A 12,131-nucleotide genomic window follows, 5' to 3' on the forward strand; every position below is an offset into this window, starting at 1 on the left:
ATTAGTAGTTATTTATGCTGAAATTAGGTTGTTAACTTAATCATTAAAATATTTTATGCTATTTCAATGGTTTTCATTTCATATTGTTGTGATGAAACCGTCAGAATGATGATTAACCATTTATTTTATATGGTTAACTATGTTTGACTAGAATCACAAAATCTTACGCGGCTATCGCGCTATGTATCATCGGTTAAATTAGGTTTTCCAGTCTATATTCTTAATAATCAATTGATTAGAATGAATGTATCGTTGTGGGCAGCATAAATGAGTACTGATGGTGTGTAGAGGGGGGATAGAATTTCAGGATAACCCTCTTTAGGTAGAATTATTTTCTATTAAGGCTGGCGAAAGACATGGATGTTAAAACAATATTCTCTGTATGCTGGCGTAATATAGCCAAAAGATAAAAACACCTGCCAATTTGATAATAAAACGTATATGGCGTTTATCAGATAATTTCTGACTCTGTACATTTTAATAACGATAAACCTACTAACAACCAGAGAATAAAGGCGAGAGCTATTATGGAAACGGCAAAATCGAATAATAAGAGTGTCATTTTAATTGACTCTCCTGCTGCACAGCGTGCCAATATGACTGAGAGTCAATGGCGTGAAGCCATTAAATTTGACAGTAAAGATTTTGGTTGGGTAATTATGAGTATCGGGATGGCAATTGGTGCCGGTATTGTTTTTTTACCGGTTCAGGTCGGATTGATGGGGTTATGGGTATTTTTACTGTCATCGATTATTGGTTATCCGGCAATGTATCTATTTCAGCGTTTATTTATTAATACTTTGGCCGAATCCCCAGAGTGCAAAGATTATCCTAGTGTGATTAGTGGTTATTTAGGAAAAAACTGGGGTATTGTATTAGGCGCACTTTATTTCATTATGTTAGTTATTTGGATGTTTGTTTATTCTACAGCCATCACTAATGATAGTGCCTCTTATTTACAGACGTTTGGTGTTACTGAAGGGCTACTCTCTGATAATCCATTTTACGGATTGGTGCTGATTTGTGTGTTGGTTGCTATTTCTTCACGCGGTGAACAGTTATTGTTCAAGCTATCCAGCTTTATGGTGATGACCAAACTGTTGGTTGTGGCGGCACTGGGTGTCTCTATGGTCGGTATGTGGCACTTGTACAATGTAGGCCTGCTACCACCTGTGGGGCTATTGATCAAGAATGCCATCATTACACTACCTTTCACGTTGACTTCTATTTTATTTATTCAAACATTAAGCCCGATGGTTATTTCTTATCGGGCGAAGGAAAAATCACTGGAAGTTGCTCGTCATAAAGCGCTTAGGGCGATGAATATTGCTTTTGGTATTCTGTTTTGTACCGTATTTTTCTACGCTGTTTCATTTACTCTGGCAATGGGACACGATGAAGCTGTTAAAGCCTACGAACAAAATATTTCGGCATTGGCCATCGCTGCCAAGTTTTTCCCTGGTGGATGGGCCACAGTCGTTAGTGTTATTTTAAATATCTTTGCGGTGATGACGGCATTCTTTGGTGTGTACTTAGGCTTCCGTGAGGCGACTCAGGGAATTGTCATGAATATATTGCGCCGTAAGATGCCGGCAGAAAAAATTAATCAGAAATGGGTTCAAAATGGAATAATGGTTTTTGCCGTATTATTGGCATGGGGAGCCATTATTCTAAATGCACCGGTATTGAGCTTTACTTCAATTTGTAGCCCGATATTTGGCCTGGTTGGCTGTTTGATTCCAGCTTATCTGGTTTATAAAGTTCCCGCGCTACATAAATATAAAGGTGTGTCTTTGATGATTATTATCATCACCGGTATTCTACTGTGTATCTCACCTTTCCTGGCGTTTTCATAAGTTAACGGCATCTGAATATTACCTGCTGTAAAGATTGAAGGTATTTATTATGAGTCACTCTAGTCATTCAGAATTATGGAATGAGTTTATTCGGGCGGTACGACAAGAGGTTCAGCCTGCCGTCGGTTGTACCGAGCCTATTTCGCTGGCACTGGCGGCCGCCATTGCGGCATCTCACTTGTCTGGCCCGGCAGAACGTATCGAGGCACGGGTTTCACCTAATCTGATGAAGAACGGAATGGGCGTTACGGTGCCGGGGACGGGCATGGTTGGCTTGCCGATTGCTGCAGCCGTGGGTGCCTTGGCGGGTGATGCACAGGCTGGATTGGAAGTTTTGCAGCTGATTTTGCCGGAAAAACTGGCGGCAGCCAAGGCCATGTTGGCGGCGGGTGTGGTGCAGGTCGCGATACAGGAGAGTGATAATATTCTGTTTTCCGAGGCTAAATTGTATCGCGGCAAAGAATGGGTGACGGCGACCATTGCCGGTGGTCATACGCGGCTGGTGAAGATTGAGAAGAACGGTGAAGTGCTGTTTGATATAAGCTGCGATGCTCAATGCAGCGAAAATCATGACGAGCCAGCATCCGCTCAGGGATATTGTCTGAAGCAGGCTAATGCTTATCGGGTTTATCAGTTTGCCACCGAGGTTCCTTTTGAACGCATTGCTTTCATTTTGCAGGCGGCCAAATTGAACGGAGCCTTATCCCATGAAGGGCTGAAGGGTCAGTATGGGTTGCACATTGGCGCAACCTTGGAGCGCCAACGGCTGCGTGGCTTGCTGGCGCGAGACTTGCTATCGGATATCATGATTCGTACCGCTTCTGCTTCAGATGCGCGCATGGGTGGCGCAACACTGCCAGCCATGAGTAATTCTGGTTCAGGTAATCAGGGTATTGCCGCGACGATGCCTGTGGTGGTGGTGGCCGAATATCTGGGGTCCAGTGAGGAACAGCTGGCGCGAGCGCTCATGTTATCCCATTTGATGGCGATTTATATCCATAGTCAGTTACCCGCATTGTCGGCGTTGTGTGCAGCAACAACGGCTTCTATGGGAGCCGCAGCAGGTATGGCATGGTTGATTGAACCGGGTTATGACACAGTAGCAATGGCAATTAGCAGCATGATTGGCGATATTAGCGGCATTATCTGCGACGGCGCGGCCAACAGTTGCGCGATGAAGGTTTCTACCAGTGCAACGGCGGCCTATAAAGCGGTGTTGATGGCATTGGATCACAGCGGTGTGACGGGTAATGAAGGTATCGTTGCTGGAGATGTAGACCAGTCTATCGCCAACCTGTGTGCCTTAGCCTGTGGTGCGATGCGGCAAACTGATAGCCAGATTATCGAAATTATGGCGCATAAGGCATGTGTTTGAAATTAGGCCAGTAAAATATAAAAAAGGGAGAGGCAGCGATGTCTCTCCCGATATATTCTGTTATGACTGCCGGTCAGGAAACCAGTTCCAATCCGGCAACCCGCCGCCAATAGCCGTTGCAATCGGCTTTATCGGCCAACGTCAGTGGAGACAGACCTTCCTCATTAGCGCGGAATTGATCAATCACACTCAGCGCCTCGGTATTATGAGGGGACAATCGCACGATATCCACCAACCCCTGCATGGAAATCAAATCATTACCCAGGTTATAACAGTAACCGCTTTGGGTCTGAATACCATTAAGTACAAAGACTTGCTGATTTTCTTGCGACAGTACTTTGCGCCCTTGTGGATATTTGATGCAGCAGGTTTCGCACTCGTCTTTAGCGCGATTCTCGGAACGTGCGGTAAAGCAGCGTGCCGAATACGCTAATGGCAAATAACCGTAAGCCAGAACCTCAACTTCAAATTTGTTGCGGAACCCCAGTTCGTTACACTGAATCAGCATGTTTTCCAGCCAGTCCCGCGACAACTCCACTGGCATACACCAGCGAGTCATGCCCTGACGGTGCAAAATACGCAAGGTATAGGCGTTATAACAATTAAGTGCATGGCCAGCGACAAAAGGTAACCCGCGTTCCACCGCCATGTTTATGGTGCCAAAGTCGTTGGCTTCCAACAAGAATTCGCCATTTTCTATATAGCGCTTCAGTTCGGTAAGCTCAGAGGGGGCTTGTAGCAAAGCCAGGGTCGAAATAACGACCTGCTTGCCGCTGGAGGCCACTTGTTTCGCCAGATCCAGCCAATCGGCCACTTTCATTTCACGTCTTTTGGCACAGACATTTTCGCCGAGATAAATAATATCAGCACGGCTTTGGCAGGCTTTTTGGTAGAAAGCCTCCATATCGCTTTTCGGCCAGTAATAAGGTACTGCGCCTAATGAATATTTCATGCGTTCTCCGCCTTACTGCCACTTACGATGATAAGCGCCCAGCGTGGTTTGGGTACCTTCCGACATGGAACCCAACTGTTCCATCCACTCCGCTTTCGCTTCGAACTTTGTCGGGTCGCGCTGATAACTGTCGATGGCCTGCCGCCAAACTTTGGCCACCTGGCTGACGTAGGCCGGGCTGCGTTGGCGGCCTTCGATTTTGACCGAAGCGATATTGGCGGCAAATAGCTCAGGCAGCAGTGCCAGCGTATTGAGGCTGGTTGGCTCTTCCAATGCGTGATAACGCTGTCCATCAACCAGATAGCGGCCTTTGCATAGCGTGGGGTAACCGGCATTTTCATCATCCTGATAACGGTCAATAAGCACTTCATTCAGACGAGATTCCATGCCTTCTGGCGTGTGTTGCCAGCGCACATAGCGGGCTGGCGAGCAGGCACCCACAGTATTCGGTGATTCACCCGTCAGATAGGAGGATAGATAACAGCGACCTTCCGCCATAATGCACAGACTGCCGAAAGCAAAAACTTCCAGCGGCACCGGGCTGGTGCGAGATAACTGTTTTACCTGATGCATGGATAGCACGCGGGGTAATACGACGCGGGCGACATCGAAGTTACGCTGATAAAAGCGTATTGCTTCATCATTAGTTGCAGAGGCCTGAACGGAAACGTGTCGTTCGACGTCGGGATAACGTTCGGCGGCATATTCCAGCATGGCCAGATCGGCCAGAATCAGAGCATCGGCTCCAAGCTGTGCCGCCATATCGACCGCGCGCTGCCAGCGGGAAAAACCGTCCGGATGTGCAAAGGTATTGATGGCAATATGCAGTTTACGTTTACGGTTATGAACGTAATTAACGGCTTCTTGCAGCTTTTTCTCGGTAAAATTCAGTCCGGCAAAATGGCGGGCATTGGTATCATCTTTTAGGCCGATGTACACGGCATCCGCACCGTTATCAACCGCGGCCTTCAGTGCGGGTAAGTTGCCCGCAGGACAAAGTAGCTCCATAGAAATTCCCTGAATAGCCAGCGGCAATAGCATTGCCACAGGCAATAGATAATCCTCATCCGAAGATGATCGTGGTGAATGGATAAATTTAATGAGGAGCAATTTTAGTTAACCTGCTGCAAACAGATCTTGATTTGGGGCAGTTTCTTCGGCATTGCTGGCAGTGTTCTGATATTCAACAAAGAAAGGCGATGTAATCTGGTGCAGAATTCAGCGAATGAGTCCATATGAGCATGCTGTTAGTGTGGCAAAATAGAGTCCGTTAAATTCAAAGGAGTCAGCCTGTGTTGCAAAAACTACGAGCGCATCTTGTGCGTCAAGGGCCGGCATTGTTGCGTGGCCCACTGAAAATCACGCCTTTTACCTTACAGCGTCAGGTGCTGGAACAGGTTCTGAGCTGGCAATTCCGTCAAGCACTTGCTGATGGTGATCTTGAGTTTCTCACTGACCGCTGGTTAAAGATTGAAGTGCGGGATCTCGCATTGCAATGGTTTATGACGGTAGAAAACGGTAGGCTGGTCGTGAGCCAACAGGCGGACGCTGACGTCAGCTTTAGTGGTGATGCCAACGATCTTGTTTTGATCGCTGCCCGTAAAGAAGATCCAGACACGCTGTTTTTTCAGCGTCGACTGCGTATTGAAGGGGATACCGAATTGGGCCTGTATGTGAAAAATCTGATGGATGCCATTGAGTTGGAATCCATGCCAATGTTGCTGCGAGTGGGTCTGCAACAGTTGGCTGATTTTATTGAAGCCGGACAACAAGAGGGCACGGAAAAAGTTTCCCGTGTCATGGTGTCGTGTTGATCCGTGTTGAGATCCCAGTAGATGCACCGGGGATCGATAAATTGCTGCGTGAAGCATTCCCTGGTGGTGGCGAAGCGCAGCTGGTGCAACAATTACGTGAAGACGGTTTATTGACTCTGGGTATCGTCGCGACCGACGATGAAGGTGGCGTCGTGGGTTATGCGGCGTTCAGCCCGGTAGATATTGAAGGTGAAGATCGCCAATGGGTCGGTTTGGCACCTCTGGCAGTAAAAGCGGAGCTACGTCGTCAGGGATTAGGTGAAAAACTGGTTTATGAAGGATTGGACGCGCTGAATGAATTTGGCTATGCCGCAGTAGTGGTACTCGGTGAGCCAGCATACTATCAGCGTTTCGGTTTTAAACCTGCGGCAGACGCCCAGTTGTATTGCCGCTGGCCAGGTTATGAAAGCGCCTTTCAGGTTTACACGCTGGCGGCCGATGCATTGATTGGGGTTACGGGACAAGTTAATTACGCTGAGGCGTTTAATCAGTTATAACCTTTGTCGCTGTTTTGGGTTGCAGTAAATCTGCCACACTGGAGGGCTGGTCGTGTACCAGCCTTTCTTTTTGCATTTTTGTCAGCTGTTTCAGGCGATATTCCAGTTTCAGGGCGATTGAACGCTCACCTGCCACACAATGAAATACCAGCGTCAGTTCTCCTTTTCCTCGTAATGCTTTTGCGCCTTTTCCTGCTTGATGTTGAGCTAGCCGCCGTAATACATCGGTAGTGATTCCAGTATATAAACTGCCTGCGGCGGTACGAATCAGATAAATAGACCAGATACTGTCAGACATCATGCTCTCTGCTGGGATTGATTGGTGGCAATATTATCGTTGGAATCTGAGCTGAGGCACGACTTTTTTGGTGAGAAACTGAAGGTAGAGGGAAAATGCGGACGGCAAGAAGATTGCCGTCCACAAAACGGTTTACTTTGTTTTATCTGCGAAGGCAAAACGAGGTGAAACCAGGCCGTAAAGTGTCCAGCCCAAGAAGGTCACGATCGCGCCCCACATCATGGCTTCCTGACCTGAGCTATACAGTGCATAGAAGCTGTACATTGCACCGATAAAGGCAATGATATTTGCCCGACGCGCTTTGGCTGCCGGTACGTTTGCGGCTTTTTGAATGATAACCAATGCTGCCATAGACAGAATGTATGGAATAATATTGGTTACAACGGCTAGATTGACCAGCACGTTGAACTGTTTGTTCAGTGACGGGCTAATGGTCATCAGAGACAGGGCGCTCTGAATGACGACGATAGTCAACATGCCTTTAATCGGCGCATTTGCCTTGCTGACTTTGGAGAAGATTTTCGGGAAGAAACCTTCGTCGGCAGAGGATTTGAATACTTGTGCAATGGTGAACTGCCAGCCGAGCAGAGAGCCGACGCAGGACATAATCATCAATGCCATGATGATCTTACCGACCGCCGGGGTAAACATGTAGGCAAAGGCCAAGCCGAAAGGTGCGGTAGAGTTTGCCAGATCCATGTTTGGAACGATACCGGCAATGACGTTGGTCGAAATAATGTAAATAAAGGCTGCACCCAGTGTGCCGCCGAGCACCGCAATAGGCACGTTGCGTTCAGGGTTTTCCACCGCATCGGTGTTGGCACAAGCTGATTCAAGACCGAGGAAGGCCCATAGAGTCATGGAAATGGAAGAGCCAATAGCTTCAAAAGTCGGGAAGCTGTGTGGGTTCCAAGCTGCGACATAGGCATCAGCGCTGAACCACCACCAACCGATAACAGAAATACCCACTACCGGAATAATGACGCCCCAGATGGTTACGCTACTGATTTGGCCGGTAATGCGTGCACCACCAAAGTTGGCAACGGTAGCGAGCCACAGCACACCGATGGTAGCCAGACAAATTCCAAATGGACTAAGGTTGGTGCCCAGTAATTCAGTACCGTAACCTACGGCGGAGATTGCGATGGCAATATTGGCGATCAGCAATGAGGCGCCATAGGTGTAGTTCGCCATAAAGTTGCCGGATTTACCAAAGGCATATTCGGCATAACCGCCCATACCGCCCGATTTTCGGCTGAACATACCGCACTGGGCAAAGGCATAGGCTAGCGCCATGGAACCTACAGCAGTAACCAACCACGAAATGATAGAAATTGTCCCAACTTCGGCAAGCTTGGTCGGTAGCATAATTATGCCAGAACCCATCATGTTTACCGCGGTCAGAATGGTTAACTGTACTACGCCCATCTTATTGTTAGATTTACTCATATTATTATCTCTTTTTATCTTTCAGAGACTGCGGTGATAAATATCACCGCAGGTTTGAGTGTTATTTTCGGTGTTGTATAAATAAAAGTTTATTACTGTTTCATCATATAACCGTAAGCGCGGTTCCAGCCGTCTTCATCGACTTGTAAATAAACGCCTTGTAATTCAGGAGCGAAACCAGGTAATAAATTGATACTTTCTTCTAATGCCAGGAAATAACGTTGTGCAGCGCCACCCCAAACTTCCCCTGGAACCACACACAATACTCCCGGTGGGTAAGGAAGTGCGCCTTCTGCCGCAATTCGACCTTCTGCTTTACATAATGGAACTAATTCAGCATTACCGCGGACGAATTCAATATTGGCATCCTGTGGATTCATGACCACTTTCGGGAAATATTGTTTACGGAACATTTCTTTTTGCAGTTGTTTTACATCGTAGCTGACATAAAGATCGTGCATTTCCTGACACAAACGGCCAATGGTATAATCTTTATAGCGGGCTTCATTATTGCGATAAACCGTCGGTAATACGTCGCACAATAATGCATCTTCTTCAATGAAACGTTCGAAACGGGCAATTTGTGCGACCAGATGCTGCATTTTTGCCAAATCTTCTGCCGGAGTTAATAAGAACAGAATAGAGTTAAGGTCGCATTTTTCCGGAACGATACCATTTTCACGTAGGAAGTTGGCCAGAATAGTGGCTGGAATACCTGAATGAGTATATTTGCCAGTATTGGTATCAATCCCTGGAGTCGTTAATAACAGTTTGCATGGATCAACGAAATATTGGGAAGTTTCGTATCCTTCAAACGCATGCCATTTTTCTCCAGGAATAAAGTTAAAGAAGCGAAGATCCTGTGCCATAGCATCAGTGTCATATTCTTGCCAAGGCTTGCCATCAACGGTATCCGGTACGAAAGGTTTAATCATCGTACAGGTATTCAATAGCATTTTACGGGCTTCGATACCGTTCTTAACGCATTCCAACCACATGCGGCGACCACTTTCCCCCTCATGCATTTTCGCATTCACATCTAGTGCAGCGAATAATGGATAGAATGGGCTGGTGGAGGCGTGCAGCATAAAGGCGTTATTAAAACGTTTATGGTTGCAGTAACGATCCTGACCTTTAATATGTTTGTCTTTCTTATGAATTTGTGACGTTTGAGAGAAACCGGCCTGCTGTTTATGTACGGATTGCGTCACGATAATGCCTGGATCGTTTTCATTCAGTTCCAGTAATAGTGGCGAGCAATCTTTCATCATTGGGATAAATTGTTCGTAGCCGACCCATGCGGAGTCAAACAGAATGTAGTCACACAGGTGGCCAATTTTATCAACAACCTGACGAGCGTTATAAATAGTACCGTCGTAAGTACCCAGTTGAATAATCGCTAAACGGAAAGGACGCGGTGCGTCAGCACGTTCAGGTGATACGCTACGTATTTGTTCACGAAGGTATTTTTCTTCAAAACAGTGGGCGTCGATACCACCGATAAAGCCAAATGGGTTACGGGCAGTTTCCAGATAAACGGGGGTTGCACCAGCTTGGATCAAAGCACCGTGATGGTTAGATTTATGATTGTTACGGTCAAACAGTACCAGATCACCACGTGCCAATATTGCGTTGGTGGCGACTTTATTGGAGGCCGAAGTACCATTCAGTACAAAGTAGGTTTTATCAGCATTGAAGACTTTGGCCGCGTGTTTTTGTGCATCACAAGGCGCGCCTTCGTGGATTAACAAGTCACCCAGTTTGACGTCAGCATTACACATATCTGAACGGAAGATAGTTTCACCGTAGAAATCAAAGAACTGACGGCCTGCAGGGTGCTTACGGAAGAATTGTCCACCTTGGTGACCTGGGCAGGCAAAGGTGGAGTTACCCATTTCAACGTATTTCGTCAGCGTATTAAAGAACGGTGGTAATAACTCGTTTTCGTATTTTTCAGCGGCTGACTCCAACTGCTTACCGTAAAAATCAGTGTTATCACCACAAAGTTCAAATACACCGTTCAGTGAGGGTAATACGTCATTATTCAGCTCTTCTTCACAGCATACAGCGGCGAAAATAGGAATATTAAACCCTAATGAATGAATAGACTCTATTACGCCGTTATTAATATCTTGTACGGATAAAACGACTGCTGAAATATCAGTGAAATCTGTATGTAAAACATCAACAACTTCCCGCTGGGTTTCAAAACAAGAGATTGCTGAAGCACTTGCGGCAATATTTAATTTTTTCATGTTAGCTCTCTTTTATTTAGGGTATATCAACCCGCCCAATTTTTGACCACATTGGATTTCGTGTTATTAAATTTTGTGTATAGCAATCCACATCAATGACGAAAGGTCATTAATTATTGGAAAATGCTATTTTTTAGCTGCGTCATTCCTCACCATAAAAATATGGCGAAAAATCCCCTGAATCAGTAAAATCTGAAGCAAGGTAACATCATGAATTAATTGGATTGTTAACTTTACGATTGCTTCACCTGAAATATTTTTTAATTCCGGTGATTAAATAAATCGTTAGTTAAATATCATTTATGAAAAAGCCAATAGTCAACCGACGACGAATGCATTAGCACTTTTCGCACCAGCCAAATATTGTTTTTATGACAATGACTATCCAATTAATACGGATGTCATCGCAGGAGGGATATTATCTATAATGAAAATAAGAGAAGTTAAAATAGCTACGATGAGCCGGCATCATGAGATGAGTGGTTCGCCTTATATGCGCCATTTTTTTGTTGTTATTTTCCATTTTCGTAACGTCTCTCTGTTTTTGAACAATGGGTTGATGCGAGCTATTCTAATCATAACGATGATTCATTCCGTGATGTATGTCACGTTTTATTAGGGTTTTAAAAATCACTTTGACTAAACTATGAATATATTTATTTTATTATTCATTTGGTTCGGTTTTTATTCATTTATTTGTCAATTAGTATTCAGGAAATGAGAGTTATATTTAACAAGGCAGATACATGGTTAAAGCAAAATAGAGTTATTGAGAGAGTTGAGAGCGCAATCACCACTAAATTGTTTTTTATTTGTTAACCATCATTAAATAAGTACTGTTTGTGATTTATCCTGTTTTTTTGCATATAAATGCAAATTACTTTTCTCTAATAAATGTTACCTAAATCACTATTAGATACAATTCTGTTGTGCTTCTATGCAGTCTGTACTGGTAACTAGCAGAATATTCGCTCAGTTTGCTGCCAAAGACGGCTGTGACAGTGCCATTTTTTCTGCTGCGCTTCAGTTACACTGTCTTGGGTGTCCAGAGGAGAATAGGGTGAATAATCCAGATGATTTACAGGTGATTAGCCAGTTTTTACAAAAACAGCATGTACTGACATTATGCGCCGCACATGCTGGTGAAATGTGGTGTGCTAACTGTTTTTATGTCTTTGATGGGCAACAAATGGCTCTTTATTTGATGACTGAGCGCCATACTCGCCATAGTGAATTGATGCAGCATAATCCGCGTGTGGTGGGGACTATCGCGACGCAGGCTCGCAGCGTGGCATTGATTAAAGGGGTGCAATACTGCGGTGATATCAAGTTGCTGAGCGATGAGGCCGATAACCTGGCACGCCAGCGTTACTGCAAGCGATTTCCGATAGCAACGCTGGCTTCGGCACCTATTTGGCAGTTGGATTTGCAAGAAATCAAAATGACGAATAACACCCTGGGTTTTGGCAAAAAACTGTACTGGATGCGCGATCCGGCATGAGCGTCACCGTCGTTTATTTTTAAGCTGTGCCATAGTGATGTAGGTAAAGGCGATTGGGTTTCAAGGTCTCGGTGCGATGATTTCTCTGATCGGTACAGATCCTGACGATTTTAATTTATTCATCGAGTTAAGGA

The 12,131-nt window shown here is 45.4% G+C and carries 11 protein-coding genes; 5 read left to right on the forward strand and 6 right to left on the reverse strand.

Going from position 1 to position 12,131, the window contains the following annotated elements; translation table 11 throughout:
- Positions 1-527 precede the first annotated feature (527 nt).
- Positions 528-1,856 (forward strand): SLC5/6 family protein, encoded by a 1,329-nt coding sequence (locus DJ39_RS05155; RefSeq protein WP_004720410.1) that lies wholly within the window; start codon positions 528-530, stop codon positions 1,854-1,856.
- Positions 1,857-1,905: 49 nt separating this feature from the next.
- On the forward strand, positions 1,906-3,231 hold the full coding sequence (locus DJ39_RS05160) for an L-cysteine desulfidase family protein (protein WP_004720413.1): 1,326 nt from the start codon (positions 1,906-1,908) through the stop codon (positions 3,229-3,231).
- 73 nt (positions 3,232-3,304) lie between these two features.
- On the opposite strand, the gene DJ39_RS05165 is transcribed toward DJ39_RS05160, so the two are convergent.
- Complete coding sequence (locus tag DJ39_RS05165) at positions 3,305-4,183, reverse strand: U32 family peptidase (protein WP_004720414.1); 879 nt, start codon at positions 4,181-4,183, stop codon at positions 3,305-3,307.
- A 12-nt stretch (positions 4,184-4,195) separates the two neighbouring features.
- On the reverse strand, positions 4,196-5,191 hold the full coding sequence (ubiU, locus tag DJ39_RS05170; protein ID WP_038251669.1) for a ubiquinone anaerobic biosynthesis protein UbiU: 996 nt from the start codon (positions 5,189-5,191) through the stop codon (positions 4,196-4,198).
- 284 nt (positions 5,192-5,475) lie between these two features.
- On the opposite strand from ubiU, the gene ubiT reads away from it, so the two are divergent.
- Together ubiT and DJ39_RS05180 are read left to right on the forward strand one after the other, a co-directional pair.
- Positions 5,476-5,997 (forward strand): ubiquinone anaerobic biosynthesis accessory factor UbiT, encoded by a 522-nt coding sequence (ubiT, locus tag DJ39_RS05175; protein WP_038241778.1) that lies wholly within the window; start codon positions 5,476-5,478, stop codon positions 5,995-5,997.
- The gene (locus DJ39_RS05180; RefSeq protein ID WP_038241774.1) at positions 5,991-6,494 is read left to right on the forward strand and encodes a GNAT family N-acetyltransferase; all 504 of its coding nucleotides are present in this window, start codon (positions 5,991-5,993) and stop codon (positions 6,492-6,494) included. The genes ubiT and DJ39_RS05180 overlap by 7 nt, the downstream gene beginning before the upstream one ends.
- Here DJ39_RS05180 and DJ39_RS05185 read toward each other — a convergent pair.
- The 4 genes from DJ39_RS05185 to speFL form a co-directional block, all read right to left on the reverse strand.
- Positions 6,481-6,792 carry a GIY-YIG nuclease family protein gene (locus DJ39_RS05185; RefSeq protein ID WP_038241771.1) on the reverse strand — a complete coding sequence of 104 codons (312 nt, stop codon included), beginning with the start codon at positions 6,790-6,792 and terminating at the stop codon, positions 6,481-6,483. The genes DJ39_RS05180 and DJ39_RS05185 overlap by 14 nt on opposite strands.
- A gap of 132 nt (positions 6,793-6,924) precedes the next feature.
- Positions 6,925-8,241 (reverse strand): putrescine-ornithine antiporter, encoded by a 1,317-nt coding sequence (gene potE, locus DJ39_RS05190; protein ID WP_038241768.1) that lies wholly within the window; start codon positions 8,239-8,241, stop codon positions 6,925-6,927.
- A gap of 92 nt (positions 8,242-8,333) precedes the next feature.
- Positions 8,334-10,496 (reverse strand): ornithine decarboxylase SpeF, encoded by a 2,163-nt coding sequence (gene speF / locus DJ39_RS05195; protein WP_004720425.1) that lies wholly within the window; start codon positions 10,494-10,496, stop codon positions 8,334-8,336.
- Between the two features lie 418 nt (positions 10,497-10,914).
- A complete protein-coding gene (gene speFL / locus DJ39_RS17855) occupies positions 10,915-11,019 on the reverse strand; it encodes a leader peptide SpeFL (protein ID WP_115175270.1) in 105 nt (34 codons plus the stop codon).
- 537 nt (positions 11,020-11,556) lie between these two features.
- Here speFL and DJ39_RS05200 point away from each other — a divergent pair.
- The gene (locus DJ39_RS05200) at positions 11,557-11,997 is read left to right on the forward strand and encodes a YhbP family protein (protein ID WP_038251203.1); all 441 of its coding nucleotides are present in this window, start codon (positions 11,557-11,559) and stop codon (positions 11,995-11,997) included.
- The last annotated feature ends 134 nt before the right edge of the window (positions 11,998-12,131 follow it).

The sequence above is a fragment of the Yersinia ruckeri ATCC 29473 genome (genome assembly GCF_000754815.1).
GTDB lineage: Bacteria > Pseudomonadota > Gammaproteobacteria > Enterobacterales > Enterobacteriaceae > Yersinia > Yersinia ruckeri.

Coding starts and splice junctions, on each gene's coding strand:
- speFL (WP_115175270.1), bottom strand. CDS start 11,019: ATGGAAAATAACAACAAAAAAATGGCGCATATAAGGCGAACCACTCAT.
- DJ39_RS05165 (WP_004720414.1), bottom strand. CDS start 4,183: ATGAAATATTCATTAGGCGCAGTACCTTATTACTGGCCGAAAAGCGAT.
- speF (WP_004720425.1), bottom strand. CDS start 10,496: ATGAAAAAATTAAATATTGCCGCAAGTGCTTCAGCAATCTCTTGTTTT.
- DJ39_RS05155 (WP_004720410.1), top strand. CDS start 528: ATGGAAACGGCAAAATCGAATAATAAGAGTGTCATTTTAATTGACTCT.
- ubiU (WP_038251669.1), bottom strand. CDS start 5,191: ATGGAGCTACTTTGTCCTGCGGGCAACTTACCCGCACTGAAGGCCGCG.
- potE (WP_038241768.1), bottom strand. CDS start 8,241: ATGAGTAAATCTAACAATAAGATGGGCGTAGTACAGTTAACCATTCTG.
- DJ39_RS05185 (WP_038241771.1), bottom strand. CDS start 6,792: ATGTCTGACAGTATCTGGTCTATTTATCTGATTCGTACCGCCGCAGGC.
- DJ39_RS05160 (WP_004720413.1), top strand. CDS start 1,906: ATGAGTCACTCTAGTCATTCAGAATTATGGAATGAGTTTATTCGGGCG.